General features: G+C 61.2%; 14 protein-coding genes. 9 read left to right on the top strand and 5 right to left on the bottom strand.

What is annotated here, in order from left to right; all coding sequences use genetic code 11:
- Positions 1-19 precede the first annotated feature (19 nt).
- Positions 20-1,189, top strand: coding sequence for an aspartate aminotransferase family protein (locus MJP36_RS22245; protein ID WP_244384014.1), 1,170 nt, complete (start codon positions 20-22; stop codon positions 1,187-1,189).
- 120 nt (positions 1,190-1,309) lie between these two features.
- On the opposite strand, the gene punR is transcribed toward MJP36_RS22245, so the two are convergent.
- Positions 1,310-2,224, bottom strand: a complete 915-nt coding sequence (gene punR, locus MJP36_RS22240) for a DNA-binding transcriptional activator PunR (protein ID WP_244384013.1) — start codon at positions 2,222-2,224, stop codon at positions 1,310-1,312.
- Positions 2,225-2,346: 122 nt separating this feature from the next.
- On the opposite strand from punR, the gene punC reads away from it, so the two are divergent.
- A complete protein-coding gene (punC, locus tag MJP36_RS22235; RefSeq protein WP_244384012.1) occupies positions 2,347-3,531 on the top strand; it encodes a purine nucleoside transporter PunC in 1,185 nt (394 codons plus the stop codon).
- A gap of 15 nt (positions 3,532-3,546) precedes the next feature.
- Here punC and MJP36_RS22230 read toward each other — a convergent pair whose 3' ends face one another.
- Entirely contained in the window at positions 3,547-4,380 is an 834-nt protein-coding gene (locus MJP36_RS22230; protein ID WP_161548800.1) for a nucleoside-binding protein, read from the bottom strand.
- Between the two features lie 158 nt (positions 4,381-4,538).
- Between MJP36_RS22230 and MJP36_RS22225 the strand changes: the two genes are divergently transcribed.
- On the top strand, positions 4,539-6,041 hold the full coding sequence (locus MJP36_RS22225) for a nucleobase:cation symporter-2 family protein (RefSeq protein WP_244384011.1): 1,503 nt from the start codon (positions 4,539-4,541) through the stop codon (positions 6,039-6,041).
- A 170-nt stretch (positions 6,042-6,211) separates the two neighbouring features.
- Here MJP36_RS22225 and MJP36_RS22220 read toward each other — a convergent pair whose 3' ends face one another.
- Both MJP36_RS22220 and MJP36_RS22215 read right to left on the bottom strand, forming a co-directional pair.
- The gene (locus MJP36_RS22220; RefSeq protein WP_244384010.1) at positions 6,212-7,144 is read right to left on the bottom strand and encodes a proline iminopeptidase-family hydrolase; all 933 of its coding nucleotides are present in this window, start codon (positions 7,142-7,144) and stop codon (positions 6,212-6,214) included.
- A 94-nt stretch (positions 7,145-7,238) separates the two neighbouring features.
- Complete coding sequence (locus MJP36_RS22215; RefSeq protein WP_104995858.1) at positions 7,239-8,003, bottom strand: LuxR family transcriptional regulator; 765 nt, start codon at positions 8,001-8,003, stop codon at positions 7,239-7,241.
- A gap of 183 nt (positions 8,004-8,186) precedes the next feature.
- Here MJP36_RS22215 and MJP36_RS22210 point away from each other — a divergent pair, with 183 nt between their 5' ends.
- Genes MJP36_RS22210 through MJP36_RS22185 form a run of 6 tightly spaced genes read left to right on the top strand, consistent with a single transcriptional unit; the run spans position 8,187 to position 14,346 of the window.
- Positions 8,187-9,074: a proline iminopeptidase-family hydrolase gene (locus MJP36_RS22210; protein ID WP_060753196.1), complete on the top strand. Its 888-nt coding sequence runs from the start codon at positions 8,187-8,189 to the stop codon at positions 9,072-9,074.
- A 3-nt stretch (positions 9,075-9,077) separates the two neighbouring features.
- Complete coding sequence (locus MJP36_RS22205; RefSeq protein WP_090366104.1) at positions 9,078-10,025, top strand: ABC transporter permease; 948 nt, start codon at positions 9,078-9,080, stop codon at positions 10,023-10,025.
- Positions 10,022-10,879, top strand: coding sequence for an ABC transporter permease (locus tag MJP36_RS22200; RefSeq protein WP_244384009.1), 858 nt, complete (start codon positions 10,022-10,024; stop codon positions 10,877-10,879). Before MJP36_RS22205 ends, MJP36_RS22200 begins: the two co-directional genes overlap by 4 nt.
- Entirely contained in the window at positions 10,876-11,832 is a 957-nt protein-coding gene (locus MJP36_RS22195) for an ABC transporter ATP-binding protein (RefSeq protein ID WP_244384008.1), read from the top strand. The genes MJP36_RS22200 and MJP36_RS22195 overlap by 4 nt, the downstream gene beginning before the upstream one ends.
- Positions 11,829-12,815, top strand: coding sequence for an ABC transporter ATP-binding protein (locus MJP36_RS22190; protein ID WP_244384007.1), 987 nt, complete (start codon positions 11,829-11,831; stop codon positions 12,813-12,815). Before MJP36_RS22195 ends, MJP36_RS22190 begins: the two co-directional genes overlap by 4 nt.
- A 16-nt stretch (positions 12,816-12,831) precedes the next feature.
- Complete coding sequence (locus tag MJP36_RS22185; protein ID WP_244384006.1) at positions 12,832-14,346, top strand: ABC transporter substrate-binding protein; 1,515 nt, start codon at positions 12,832-12,834, stop codon at positions 14,344-14,346.
- 145 nt (positions 14,347-14,491) lie between these two features.
- Here MJP36_RS22185 and MJP36_RS22180 read toward each other — a convergent pair whose 3' ends face one another.
- Positions 14,492-15,232, bottom strand: coding sequence for a YciK family oxidoreductase (locus tag MJP36_RS22180; protein WP_104995863.1), 741 nt, complete (start codon positions 15,230-15,232; stop codon positions 14,492-14,494).
- Positions 15,233-15,259 lie beyond the last annotated feature (27 nt).

The raw sequence follows: 15,259 nt of genomic DNA, 5'->3' as shown, positions 1-15,259 counted from the left end.
TGCACTGGAGCCTGCCACCATGACCGCCGCCTGCCTGATGGACACTTACCAACCCTTGGCCCTGAGTTTCACCCGTGGCCTGGGCACGCGCCTGTGGGACCAGCAGGGCCGTGAATACCTGGATGCGGTGGCCGGTGTGGCGGTGACCAATGTCGGGCACTCCCACCCGAAACTGGTGACGGCCATCCGTGAACAAGCCGGTTTGTTGCTGCACACCTCCAACCTCTACAGCATCGACTGGCAACAACAGCTGGCGCGGCGCCTGGCCCAGTTGTCCGGCCTGGACCGTGCATTCTTCAACAACTCCGGCGCCGAAGCCAACGAGACGGCGCTGAAGCTGGCGCGGCTGCATGGCTGGAAAAAGGGCATAGAGCAGCCGTTGGTGGTGGTGATGGAAAACGCCTTTCATGGGCGTACCCTCGGCACCATGGCGGCCAGCGATGGGCCATCGGTGCGCTTGGGTTTCCAGCGCTTGCCGGGGGATTTTCTCAAAGTGGGCTTTGGCGACATGGCGGCCCTGGAAGCGCTTACTCAACAGTTCGGCCCGCGTATCTCGGCCGTCTTGCTGGAGCCGATCCAGGGCGAAAGCGGCGTAATGCCTGCCCCGCGCGGCTACCTGAAAGCCCTGCGTGAGCACTGCACGCGCCAGGGTTGGCTGATGATGCTCGATGAAATCCAGACTGGCATCGGCCGTACCGGCACCTGGTTTGCCTTCCAGCATGAAGGCATTACCCCGGACGTGATGACCCTGGCCAAAGGCCTGGGCAACGGCGTGCCCATCGGTGCTTGCCTGGCGCGTGCCGCCGTGGCTCAGTTGTTCACCCCGGGCAGCCATGGCAGTACCTTTGGGGGGAACCCGTTGGCCTGCCGTGTGGGCTGCACCGTGCTGGATATTATTGAAGAGCAAGGCTTGCTGCAGAACGCCGCGCAACAGGGCGAACGCTTGTTGGCGCGGCTGCGGGTGGAGTTGAGCGAACACCCGCAGGTGCTGGCCATTCGCGGGCAGGGCTTGATGATTGGTATCGAACTGGCTCGCCCTTATCGCGACCTGGCCCAGCGCGCCGCCCAGGAACATGGGCTGTTGATCAACGTGACGCGGGGCAAGATCATCCGCCTGTTGCCGCCATTGACCCTGGCGGGCAAGGAGGTCGATATGATCGTGCGGGCGATCAGCCGCCTGTTGGCTTGAAATACCATCGGCCTGTGGGAGGGGGCTTGCTCCCGATAGCGGTGGGTCATTCAGCTTGTGTGTCGACTGAAGCACTGCTATCGGGAGCAAGCCCCCTCCCACAGGGGACCGTCGCCCTCTTCAAAGGTCGTGCCCGTTGAGCCACTCCTGGTTCAGGGTCTCGGTATCGCCCAGGTACTCCAGCAGCCACGCCATGGCCGGCGACAGTTTGTTCTGGGCCCAGGCCACGCACGATGGGCTGGCCGGGAACGGTCGGCGCAGTTGCAGCGCGACCAGTTCGCCGCGTTCGATCCACGGCAATACCTGATGCGCCGGCGCCATGCCCACGCACAGGCCGTCACGCAGGCAATCGAGCGCCGAGGCCCAGTTGGGGACCACCAGGCGCCGTTGGTTATCCAGGGTCCAGGTGTCGCGCTTGGGCAGGTTGCGCGAAGTGTCGGTCATGCACAGTGAGGCGAACGGGCGCAATTGATCGTCACTGAGCAAGCCCTCAATCGCCGCCAACGGGTGCCTGGCGCTGGCCACGCACAACCAGTTCAACAAGCCCATGTCGCGAAAGGTGAAGTGGCTGGCCACCGGCACCGCACTAGTGGCGCCGATCACAATGTCGGTGCGTTCATCGGCCAGGGCGTCCCACACGCCGTTATACACTTCGTACTCCAACAGCAATTCCACCTCGGGAAACTGCCGGTAAAAGTCCAGCACCAATTGACGGCAGCGCTGGGGTTTGACGATGGAGTCCACGGCGACTTTCAACTGGCCGCTCCAGCCATTCGCCACTTGCTGGCACAGACGCCGGGTGCCGAGCATTTTTTTCATCACACCACGAGCTTCGTCGATGAACAGCCGACCAGCCGGGGTCAGTTCGACATCGCGATGGCGTCGCACAAACAGCGGCACCGCCAGCCACTCTTCAATCTGACGCACCGTGTAGCTGATGGCCGACGGTACGCGGTGCAATTCCTGGGCGGCGGCGCTGAAGCTGCCATGGCGTGCCACAGCATCGACGACATCCAGGGAGTATTCGGACCACATGGGAATTGCCTTCAAAAATATTGATATGAGTGTCCAATTATTATCGCTTCACAGCAAAACTGTCAGCTTCATAATGGACGCCGGTCAACAAATAGTTTGATGGCAAGTTCTTAAAGGTTTCGATGAAAAATTCGTTGGGTTTTACTGGGTATCTGGCGGGGCTGAGCATGCTCGGTTATCTCGCCATGGATATGTATTTGCCGGCGTTCGGCGCCATGGGCGAGCAGTTGCAGATTGGTGCGGGGGCCGTGGGCGCCAGCTTGAGTATTTTCCTCGCCGGTTTTGCCGTGGGGCAATTGCTGTGGGGGCCGTTGTCTGACCGCCTGGGGCGCAAGCCCATCCTGCTCACGGGCCTTGGCCTGTTTGTGTTGGGCTGCCTGGGCATGTTCTGGGTCGAGACCGCGCCGCAGTTGCTGGCATTACGCTTTATCCAGGCGATTGGCGTGTGTTCCGCCGCCGTGAGTTGGCAGGCCCTGGTGATCGACCGCTATCCGGCTGACCAGGCTCACCGTGTGTTCGCCAGCATCATGCCGCTGATGTCGCTGTCGCCGGCCCTGGCGCCCTTGTTGGGGGCCGTGGTGCTGAATCACTTTGGCTGGCAGGCGATCTTCGGGGTCTTGCTGGGGGTGTCGCTGTTGTTGCTGCTGCCGACGCTGTTCCTGCGCAAGATGCCGACACATCAGACAGGGCAGGGTGAGCCTTCACGCCTTGGCTACGGCCAACTGCTGACCTCCCGTGTGTTCACCGGCAACGTGATGATCTTCGCCGCGTGTTCCGCCAGTTTCTTCGCCTGGCTGACCGCTTCCCCCTTCATCCTTGGCGGCATGGGCTATAGCCCGAATGACATTGGCCTGAGCTATGTGCTGCCGACCTTGGCGTTTCTGATCGGTGGCTACAGCTGCCGCAGTGCACTGCAGCGTTACCAGGGTAAAACCCTGCTGCCCTGGTTGCTGCTGGCCTATTGCATCAGCATGGCGGCGTTGTACCTGGTCGCTACGTTGACGGGGCCGACCCTCACCACGCTGTTGATTCCGTTCTGCCTGATGGCGCTGGTCAACGGTGCCAGTTACCCCATCGTGGTGGCGAATGCGCTGATGCCGTTTGCGGAAAATTCCGGCAAGGCGGCAGCCCTGCAAAACGCCCTGCAATTGGGGCTGTGCTTTCTCAGCAGCCTGCTGGTCTCGTCGATGCTTGAACAGCCGCTGCTGATTACCGTGATCGTGATGCTGGCGACCGCACCGCTGGCGGTGTTGGGTTACTGGCTGGCGCGGCGCAAGACGGATGATTCGGAATTGGCCAGTGCTTGAGCTGGGTTCCTTCCGTTAGAACGTCACTTCCATATTCAGCGTCGGCGTGGATGTGCGGCTACCCCTGCCGCCGTCTACGCCGAATTTGTTGTACCAGTACTCGTAGCCCACCCCGAGATACAGGTTTGGCTTGACGCTTTTGCCCGGCCGCACCGCCACCATCAGCGCCGTGCGCATCAAGGCTTCCGGGGCGGTGTCGCGGCCGTGGTAGTCCTCGCCTTTTTCCCCGACGTAATTGATGAAACCCTGGAATTTGGCCGCGTGGCTGGCGACTTCAAACGGGCGCATCCACGCAAGGTTGAGCATGTAGGTATCGTCGAAGGTGTGATTGGATTCTTTCGCGCCGGGGATGCCGGTGTGGTTCCTTTCCTTGTAGTACATCAGGCTCAGGTCCAGCACGCCGACGGTGTTGAATTTCAAGGTCGGGCCGATCACCAGCGCGCGCTTCCTGGCCGAGGCGAAGTTGTTGTTGCGGTTGGCATCGAAGCCCAGGGTCAATGCGTAGTCCTTGACCAACCCGGTGCCGAGCGGCACGTCGAATACCCGTGAAGCGTACAACTGGTGGCGGTAGACGGCATACACCTCACTGCCACCCTGGTCGGTGCCCTTGCGTGGATCGCGGCTGTCGGAAAGGAACACATCGAGATTCAGGTAGTTGCTGCCGTACTGGTAGCCGCTGGCGTGGGTGAAGCTGTAGATGCGCTTGCTGAAATCATCGGGGTTGTTCGGGTTGGTGAAGTGTTCACCGTAGCGAAATCCCACGCTGTTGTTCATCCATTCCAACGCCACGGCCTCCCCGCCGCCGAGGAGGGTGAGGGCAACGGTGGCGCCTTGCAGTGTTTTTTTCATTGTTATAGGTCCTGTGGCGTTCAGGCTCGTGACGGCCGGATTATTTTTGTAACGCCGTTGGAGGGTATCTTGTTCGATTGATTGTATACAACTCTATGGACATCCAGTCCTAACATTGCATACAGTGCTCGCACAACAAAAACAGAGAACCCCTCACCATGACTATCCCGAAGGCGTCATCGCAGCGGCCGGAAGATGAAAATCTCGGCGTCGCCGCCAACATGGCTTACGGCCTGCAGCACGTGCTCACCATGTACGGCGGCATTGTCGCGGTACCGTTGATCGTCGGTCAGGCAGCCGGGTTATCCCCGGCAGATATCGGTCTGCTGATCGCGGCATCCTTGTTTGCCGGTGGTCTGGCGACCTTGTTGCAAACCCTTGGCCTGCCGTTTTTCGGTTGTCAGCTGCCGCTGGTGCAGGGTGTGTCGTTCGCCGGTGTGGCGACGATGGTGGCGATTGTTGGCAGTGATGGCGCCGGTGGCGTGCCGGCGATTCTCGGGGCGGTGATGGCCGCATCGTTTATCGGGTTGTTGATCACCCCGGTGTTCTCAAGGATCACCAAGTTCTTCCCGCCGCTGGTGACGGGCATTGTCATCACCACCATCGGTCTGACCCTGATGCCCGTTGCGGCGCGGTGGGCCATGGGCGGCAATAGCCGTGCAGCCGATTTCGGCAGCATGGCGAACATCGGCCTGGCCGCGCTGACCCTGGTTCTGGTGCTGCTGCTGAGCAAGATCGGCAGTGCGACCATTTCGCGCCTGTCGATCCTGCTGGCGATGGTCATCGGCACCGTCATCGCGGTATTGCTTGGCATGGCGGATTTTTCCGGGGTGACCCAGGGGCCGATGTTCGGTTTCCCGGCACCTTTCCATTTCGGCGTACCGACTTTCCATGTGGCCGCGATCATCTCCATGTGCATTGTGGTCATGGTGACGTTGGTGGAGACCTCGGCGGATATCCTCGCCGTGGGCGAGATCATCGATACCAAAGTCGACTCCAAGCGTCTCGGTAATGGCCTGCGGGCTGACATGCTGTCGAGCATGTTCGCGCCGATTTTCGGTTCTTTCACGCAGAGCGCGTTCGCACAGAATGTCGGGCTGGTGGCGGTGACCGGTGTGAAAAGTCGTTTTGTGGTGGCCACGGGCGGGGTATTCCTGGTGGTACTCGGCTTGCTGCCCTTCATGGGGCGGGTGATCGCAGCCGTGCCGACCTCGGTACTGGGAGGCGCTGGTATTGTGCTTTTCGGTACCGTGGCGGCCAGTGGTATTCGCACCTTGTCCAAGGTCGACTATCGCAACAACATGAACCTGATCATCGTCGCCACTTCGATCGGCTTCGGCATGATCCCCATCGCCGCGCCGAGTTTCTACGATCACTTTCCTGCCTGGTTCGCGACGATTTTCCATTCGGGGATCAGTTCGTCAGCGATCATGGCGATTTTGTTGAACCTGGCGTTCAACCACTTCACCGCCGGCAACTCGGACCAGCAATCGGTGTTCGTGGCGGGGACGGAGCGCAGTTTGTGCTTCCACGATGTGGCGGCGTTGCGCGATGGGGATTACTTCAGTGGCGGCAAGTTATTTGACGCTGAAGGGAAGGAGATTCCGTTGGTGGCCGATGCCCCCAGGAAGGCCGTAAGACCTGAAGCCACCAACGTGTGATGTAGTGAGCGGGCTTGCCCCGCGCTGGGGGGCGAAGCCGCCCTAAACCTTGCCGCTGCGGTGTTTCAGGAAGACAGCGGTGTTTGGTTTTGGGGCGGCTTTGCCACCCAGCGCGAGGCAAGCCCGCTCACTACAAGGGTGGGGGCAAAGCCCGCTCCCACATTTGGATCTCAACTGGCTTTCAGTACGTTGTGCGGCACCGAACACGCCTCATCCAGGAACTTCACCACGGTCCCCATGCACGCCTGGCGTTCTTCCACGTGGGGCATGTGGCTGGAATCTTCGAACAGTGCCCAGCGCACGTCTGCGATTTCATCCAGGAACGGCTTGACCACCAGCGGCGTGGCCTCGTCGTGCCGGCCGGAGATCACCAGCGTCGGTACGTTGATCGCCGACAGGCGGCCGATCACGTTCCAGTCTTTCAAGCTTCCGATGACGTGAAACTCGGTCGGGCCGCTCATGGCGTGGTACACCGTCGGGTCTGAATCGACCTGGGCGAAGGTACGCGCCACTTCTTCCGGCCATGGGTTGACCCGGCATACGTGCTGGTCATAGAAAATCCGCGAAGCGGCCACATATTCCGGGTCCAGGTAGCTGCCGGCCTGTTCATGCTTGAGCAGGGTTTCATGCACGCCTTCCGGCAACAATTTGCGCAAGCGGTTGGCCTCGCTGACCCAGGTACGCATGCAGGTCGGCGAGTTGGCCGGGATAAAGGCACGCAGGCCCTTGGGTTGCAAGATCGCGTGTTCGCTGCCGAGCATACCGCCCCAGGATTGGCCGAGGATCGCGTAGTTATCGCTGATTTGCAGGTGGTCCAGCAGGTTGTTCAGCTCCTCGAGGAACAGGCTGATGGTCCAGAACGACGGGTCTTTGTCGGGCAAGTGGGTGGAGCGGCCATTGCCCAGTTGGTCGTAGTGAATGACCGCGTGGCCGCTGGCGGCGACGTCCTTGAAGGCGTCGACATAGTCATGGGTGCAACCGGGGCCGCCATGGATGACCACCAAGGGAGTGCGGCCGCTGCTCAGGTCGCCGGTGACGCGATACCAGGTCTGGTAGGCGCCAAAGGTTGCATAGCCTTCGCGGACTTTGTCGATGAATTCCATTTCGTACCCTGCTGTGAAAAAAAGGATCAGGGACACGATAGTCTGCACGCAAAATTTAGGTAACTAGCAAAACAGATAGGTTTTTGCCGGCGGCTCAATCTTCGAGCAGGCGGTAATGGGTGGCGCGTACCACCGCCTGCACACGGTTCTTGGCCCCCAATTTGTGCATGGCTGAAGTCAGGTGCAGGGTGACCACCGCCAATGAGCGGCTCAGTTGCTTGGCGATTTCGGCGGCGGTCAAGCCGTCGGCGGCCCATTTCAGGCACTCGCGTTCACGCTTGGTCAAATGGATGTGCGGGTAGGTGCGTAGCTCCTTGCTGAACAGCGGGTAGGCCGCCTCCTGCAGGGCATGGGTAATCAGGCTGAAATCCGTCAGGGTTTGCTGGGCATCCTTCAGCACCGTGTGTGCCTTTCCGGTGCGCAGGCCGGTCAGGGAGGCAAAACCGCCACGGGGCAAATGGATAGGCACGCTGACCCCGCAGGTCAGTTGCTGTTCATGCAGGTAGGACGATACCGGCGCGTGGCAGGGGTCGATGATTTTCTGCAAGGCCGTCTCGGCTTTTGCCTCGTAGGACCAGACAAACGGCGACACCGTGCTCAGTGCCAGATGCTGCACCGGGTCAATCTGGTAAAACCCTTCGCTGCACCACAAGGCCTGCCAGTCGTTGGGCGTGTTGCGCAGTTGCAGCACCGAGGGGGTGATGAGCGTGCCATTGAGGTCGATGGGCACCGGGGTGTAGTCATACACCAGTGCATCGAAGCCCAATTGTTGGGCGAGGATGAAAGTGTTGTCCATCTGTTCATCCAGGCTCCTGCCCGGCATGAGGCGATTATTGAAGGCGGTCAGCTTGGCCAGCATCCGTTCTGCTCCCGAATTCATTTGAATCTCGACTTGCTGCAAGTAGAATGCCACGCCCCGGCGAAGGACTGCCAGGCCAAACCTATAAGAAATACCAGGTTATGGCCGCGTGGCATCCTCGGTAGTGTTGGCCTGATCAGCGGCCGCTACCCGCCAGGCCGATACAACACAAGGAATGTATGCATGTGGCGTGAAATTGCCCCCGACCAGCAGTACAACGTGCAAGTCGATGGCCATAACCTCGTGGCCTACAGCTTTGGGGACGGCGATGAGGTGCTCTTGTGTCTCAACGGCGGTCCCGGCTTGCCGTGTGATTACTTGCGCGACGCCCATGGCTGGCTCAAGGACCATAACCTGCGAGTGGTTGCATTCGACCAGCTTGGCACGGGCGCATCAGCCAGACCGACCGATGTTTCCCTGTGGGAAATCCGCCGTTATGTGGAAGAAGTCGAAACCGTGCGCCAAACCCTGGGTCTGGGCCGTGTGCACTTGCTGGGGCATTCCTGGGGCGGCTGGCTGGGCATCGAATACGCCATTCACTACCCCGATGCGCTGAAAAGCCTGATCCTGGAAAACACCGTCGGCGACATCCCGCACCTGTCCCTGGAGCTTGACCGCCTGCGCGGTGCTCTGGGCAGCGAAACCGTGGCCATGATGCAGCGCCACGAAGCCATGGGCACCCTCGAGCACCCGCAGTACCAGGCGGCAATCACCTTGCTCAACTACCGCCACGTGTGCCGCCTGGACGAATGGCCCGAGCCGGTCAAGCGCTCCCTCGGCGACTGGAACATGGGCCCGTACGAAACCATGCAAGGCCCCAACGAGTTCCTGTATATCGGCAATCTCAAGGACTGGAACCGCATCCCCGAGATGGCCGAGTTCAAGATGCCGATATTGATCACCACCGGCCAGCATGACGAGCTGACCCCGGCCTGCGCGATGCGCATGAAGCAAGCCGCCAGGCACGCCGAGTTGCACGTTTTTCCCAACAGCAGCCATATGCCGTTTTATGAGGAGCCCCAAGCGTACTTCCCGGTGTTGCTGGACTTCCTCGCTCGCCACCGAGGCTGACGGATGAACCTGGCGCGCTATCGCTTTGTGCTCTCCCGGCCGCTGCAATTGCTGCCGGTGTTGTTCGGCATCAGCCTGATCACCTTCGTGCTGGTGCGTTCCATTCCCGGCGACCCGGCGCGGGCCTTGCTCGGCTCGCGCAGCACGCCGGATGCGCTGCTGAAAATCCGCGCCCAGTACGGTCTTGATCAGCCTCTGTGGCTGCAGTATTTCTACTTCCTCAAGAACCTGCTCAAGGGCGATCTCGGCCAGTCGTTGTTGTACAAGGTCGATGCCCTGAAGCTGATCGTCACCCGCATCGAACCGACCTTGGTACTGGTGCTGGGCAGCGTGGTGCTGGCGCTGCTGATTGCGCTGCCGCTGGCGACGCTGGCGGCACGCAATAAAGGCGGGTGGGTGGACAACCTGATCCGCGTGTTCACGACGGTCGGCCTGGGCATGCCGGCATTCTGGCTGGGCTTGATGTTGATCCTGTTGTTGAGTGTGCAGTGGGGCTTGTTCCCGGTGTCCGGCTATGGGCGGACCTGGCTGGATAAGGCTCACCATATGCTGCTGCCATGCCTGACCATCGCACTGGCGCTGTCGGCGGTGCTGGTACGCAACCTGCGGGCGAGCATGTTGATGGAGCTGCAGGCCGATCACGTCACCGCCGCGCGCGCGCGTGGACTGTCGGAGGCGGCCGTATTTCGCCGGCATGTGCTGCCCAATTCGCTGGTGCCGGCGGTCAACCTGCTGGCCGTCAACATCGGCTGGCTGATCAGCGGCACGGTGGTGATCGAGAGCCTGTTTGCGATTCCGGGCATTGGCCAATTGTTGGTGCGCGGGATCTTTACCCGCGATTACATGGTGGTGCAGGGCGTGGCTATGGTGCTGGCCTGTGCGACGGTGGTGGTCAACTTCCTTGCCGATGTGGTGACGGTGGCCCTCGACCCGCGAGTGAAGATGCAATGAGCAGTCGCCCACTGATCGCTCCGTGGCGCGTGCGCCTGCGTTTTGGTTTTCGCAATGGTCGGCTGACTGCGGCGTGGGGCCTGTTGATACTGTTCGGCTGGTTTGCCCTGGCGCTGTGCGCACCCTGGGTTGCGCCGTATGACCCGATTGCGCAGCACACTGACCTCAGTTTGCTGGCGCCGAGCCTGGCCCATCCGTTCGGCACGGACAACTATGGCCGAGACATCCTTTCACGGGTGATCTGGGGCGCGCGCATCGACTTGCAATTGGCCGTCGTCGGGGTGATTTTTCCATTCATGATCGGCACATTCATCGGCGCGGTTTCCGGCTATATCGGCGGGCGCTTCGACAGCGTTTGCATGCGCGTGATCGACGTGATCCTGGCATTCCCGTTCCTGGTGTTGATGCTGGCGATCATGGCCATCCTCGGCCCGGGCCTGAAGAGTTTTTATATCGCCATGGCGCTGGTGGGCTGGGTGTCGTATGCGCGGCTGATCCGCTCGCAGATCCTGGTACTCAAGGAAAGCGACTTTGCCTTGGCCGCCAAGAGCCTGGGCTTCGGCCATGGGCGCATCCTGTTCAGGCACCTGCTGCCCAACGCAATGTTCGGTTCGATCGTGTTTTCCATGTCTGACGCAGTGCTGGTGCTGCTCAACGGTGCCGCAGTGAGTTACCTGGGCCTGGGCGTGCAGCCGCCGACGGCTGAGTGGGGGACGATGGTGGCCGAAGGGCAAGCGTTTATCACCACCGCGTGGTGGATCTGCACCTTTCCGGGGTTGGCCATTGTGACGCTGGCCATGGGCTTCAGCCTGTTGGCCGATGGCGTGGCGCAAGTGTTGGGGGATCGCTCATGAGCCTGTTGCAGGTCAAGGATCTCAGCGTGATCGCGCATAACGCCGGGCGGGATGTCGCGCTGGTTGATCGCGTGTCTTTCGGTTTGGCTGAAGGCGAAGTCCTCGGCCTGGTGGGGGAGAGCGGTTCCGGCAAGACCCTGACGTGTCGCGGGTTGATGCGGTTGCTGCCGTCGCCCAGCCTGCGTGTGCAGGGCGGTAGCGTGCGCTTGGCCGGGCAGGACTTGTTGTCATTGGACGATGCCGGGATGCGTGCCGTGCGCGGTGGCCAGCTAGGCATGATCTTCCAGAACCCCAGCAGCCACCTGGACCCCTTGATGCGTATCGGCGAGCAGATAGGCGAAGGCATCCGCTTGCATCAAGGTGCATCGAAAAAAGACGCCCGCCGGCAAGCTATCGAGGTGCTGCGTCAGGTGGGCATTCCCGATCCCCAGACGCGGGTCGACAACTATCCTCACGAGTTTTCCGGCGGCATGCGCCAGCGCGCGATGATCGCCGTGGCGTTGGGCTGCAACCCGAAAGTATTGATTGCCGATGAGCCGACCACCGCTCTGGATGTGACGGTGCAGGCGCAAATCCTGCGCTTGTTGCTGGACCTGCGCGACCAGCGTGGCCTGTCGATCATCATGATCACCCATGATCTGGGGGTGGTGGCGCAGACCTGTGACTCCATCGCCGTGATGTATGCCGGGCGCCTGTGCGAGCACGGCAGCAAGTACGACTTGCTGGCCCATCCGCAGCATCCTTACACCGCCGGCCTGATCGATTGCCAGCCGGCCCACAGCAGCGGCCACGCCTTGCTGCGCACCATCCCCGGCCAGCCGCCTTTGCTGGATGCATTGCCGGACGGTTGTCGCTTCAACCCGCGTTGCCCGCAGGTGGGCGCGTTGTGCTTCGAGCGGCTGCCCGAAGGCGCGCAAGTGGCGTGTCACTATCCGTTGGGAGGCCGTCCGTGAGCCTGTTGCAGATCAAGGATCTTGAGGTGCGCTTTGCCGCATCCGGTACGGGGTTGTTCGGCCTGAACCGGCAGTGGGTGAGGGCGGTCAACGGGGTTTCGCTGAACCTGGCCGCCGGCGAGACCCTCGGTTTGGTGGGCGAATCCGGCAGCGGAAAAAGCACCCTGGGGCGCGCGATCCTGCACCTCAACCCGATCAGTGCCGGCCAGGTGTTGTTCGATGGCATCGACATGGCCCACGGCAGCGCCATTGACATTGCGCGCTTGCGCCATGAAACCGCGATGATCTTCCAGGACCCGTACGCCGCGCTGAACCCGCGCCACACGGTGGGCGAAACCCTTGCCGAAGTGCTGCGGGTACAGCGCAAAGTCGCACCGGCCGGGATTCCACGCCGCGTTGATGAACTGCTCGAGCTGGTCGGCCTGCGCCCCGAGCTGGCCAGCCGCAAGCCCGGCTCCCTCAGCGGCGGCCAGTGCCAGCGCGTCGGTATCGCCCGCGCCCTGGCGGTGGAGCCGCGCTTGATCATCGCCGATGAGTGCGTGGCGGCATTGGATGTCTCGATTCAGGGCCAGATCATCAACCTGTTGCTGGAACTGCAGCAGCGCATGAACCTGGCGATCCTGTTTATCGCCCATGACTTGGCCATCGTGCGGCGCCTGTGCGACCGCGTGGCGGTGATGTACCTGGGCAAGATCGTCGAAGAAGGGCCGGTGGAAGCGGTGTTCAGCGCGCCGCGCCATCCGTATACCGCGGCATTGATCGAGGCGATTCCCGAGATCGACCCGCATCGGCCGTTGCCTGCGCAGCTTCTGCCGGGCGAGCCGCCCAGCCCGTTGAATTTACCGGCCGGTTGCGCCTTTCACCCGCGTTGCCGCCATGCCCGGACGGAGTGTTCCGTGGTGTTGCCGCCGACCCATTTCCTGCACGAGCATCGGTACAGTTGCGTGCTTGAACAGCCCTTGAACCTTTCCTGCCATTCATGAACAAGGAGTTATGGACATGCAATCCCGTCACTTGAAGTTGCTCGCCGCCGCTACGCTCACCGCGTGGTCCCTGACAGCCGGGTTGGCACACGCCGCCGGCGTGCTGACCATTGGCTGCCGTGAAGACAGCACCACGTTCGACCCGATCAAAAGCGCGCAAAACCGCGACACCTGGGTATTCGCCAACGTCTACGACACCCTGGTGCGGGTGGATAACCTGGGCACCAAGATGGAACCGGGGCTGGCCGAAAGCTGGGACATTTCCAAGGACGGCCTGACCTATACGTTCAAGCTGCGTGATGCGAAGTTCTCCGATGGCTCGTCAATCACCGCCGACGATGCCGCGTTCAGCCTGTTGCGTATCCGCGACAATAAAGCCTCGCTGTGGAGCGATCCGTTCAGCCTGATCAATACCGCCAAGGCAACGGACGCCAAGACCCTGGTGGTGACCCTGAAAACACCGGCCGTGGCTTTCCTCTCGCAATTGGCGTCGCCGACCGTCTCGATCCTGTCGGAAAAGGCCATGACCCAGATGGGCGAAGACGCTTACTCGGAAAAACCGGTGACCTCGGGCGCGTTTACCGTGGATGAGTGGCGCAAGGGCGATCGGGTGATCCTGAAGAAAAACCCGAACTTCTGGCAAGCCAAGAGCGTCAGCCTGGATGGCGTGGAATGGGTGTCCGTGACCGATGACAACACCCGTATGCGCATGGTGCAGAACAACGAGCTGGACACCGCGATCTTCGTGCCGTTTTCGCGGGTGGAAGAGCTGAAAAAAGACCAGAACGTCGTGATCCACTCCGACCCGTCCACCCGTGAAGACCACCTGCTGATCAACCACGCCCACGGCCTGCTGGCCAAGCAGGAAGTGCGCGAGGCGCTGGACATGGCCATCGATAAGCAATCGTTGGTCAAGACCGCTACTTACGGTCAAGGCACCGTGGCCTATTCCTACATCCCGAAAGGCTCGCTGTACCACTACGCCAACAACCTGCAGCGCCCGTACGACCCGACGGCGGCCAAGAAGCTGTTGGAGCAGGCCGGCGCCAAGGACTTGAAGCTCAACTACGTGGTCAATGCCGGCAACGAAGCCGATGAGCAGATCGCGGTGATCATCAAGGACCAACTGGCCAAGGTCGGCGTGACCGCCAACCTGCAAAAGGTCGACCCGACCCAGAGCTGGCAGATGCTGGTGGACGGTGACTACGATATCTCGGTGATGTACTGGACCAACGACATTCTCGACCCGGACCAGAAAACCACCTTCGTCCTGGGCCACGACACCAACCAGAACTACATGACCCGCTACAAGAACGACAAGGTCAAGGACCTGGTGGCGGCGGCACGTATCGAGGCGGACCCGGCCAAGCGTGAGCAGATGTATGTCGAACTGCAGAAGTTGGCGAAACAGGACGTCAACTGGATCGACCTGTACTACAGCCCGTACATCAACATCTCACGCAAGAATGTGAGCAACTTCCTGCAAAACCCGTTGGGCCGCTTCACCCTCGAAGAAGTGGTGAAAAACTAAAGAGCACCGCAATAAAAAATGTGGGAGGGGGCTTGCTCCCGATGGCGGTGGGTCAGCAAAGAAATAGCTGACTGACACACTGCTATCGGGAGCAAGTCGAATCGTCGCACCGCCCCTCCCACATTTTGCTTTCCCGGCGTTTCAGTTACTGCGCATCGAACGCCTGGCCATTGATGCCGGCACTGTCCGGCCCCATCAGGTACAGGTACACCGGCATGATCTCTTCCGGTGCAGGCCGTTCCATCGGGTTCTCCCCTGGGTACGCCTGGGCCCGCATGCTCGTGCGTGTGCCGCCGGGGTTGATGCTGTTGGCGCGGACTGCGGCCACGTCTTCCAGCTCATCGGCCAGGGTCTGCATCAAACCTTCAGTGGCGAATTTCGACACGCCATAAGCGCCCCAATACGCCCGACCCTTGCGCCCGACACTGCTGGAGGTGAACACCACCGAGGCATCCTGGGACAGCTTGAGCAGCGGCAGCAGGGTGCTGGTCAGCATGAACATCGCATTGACGTTCACGTGCATCACCCGCATGAAGTTCTCGCCGGACAACTGCTCGATCGGCGTGCGTGGGCCGATGATCGAAGCGTTGTGCAGCAGGCCGTCGAGGTGGCCGAATTCCTTTTCGATCATGGCCGCCAGTTCATCGTATTGATGGGGCAGGGCGGTCTCCAGGTTGAACGGAATCACCACCGGCTGAGGCTGGCCTGCGGCTTCGATTTCGTCATACACCTGGGCCAGGTTGGCTTCGGTCTTGCCCAGCAGGAGCACGGTAGCGCCATGGGCGGCATAGGTTTTCGCCGCCGCCGCGCCGATCCCGCGACCGGCGCCGGTTACCAGGATGACCCGGCCTTTGAGCAGGTCCGGTCGTGCAGAGTAATCAAACATAAACAACCTCGACAAAAGTTAACTGGC

This window comes from Pseudomonas palleroniana (assembly GCF_022836895.1).
Taxonomy (GTDB): Bacteria; Pseudomonadota; Gammaproteobacteria; order Pseudomonadales; family Pseudomonadaceae; genus Aquipseudomonas; species Aquipseudomonas palleroniana.
This window is presented reverse-complemented; position numbering and strand designations above follow the sequence as displayed.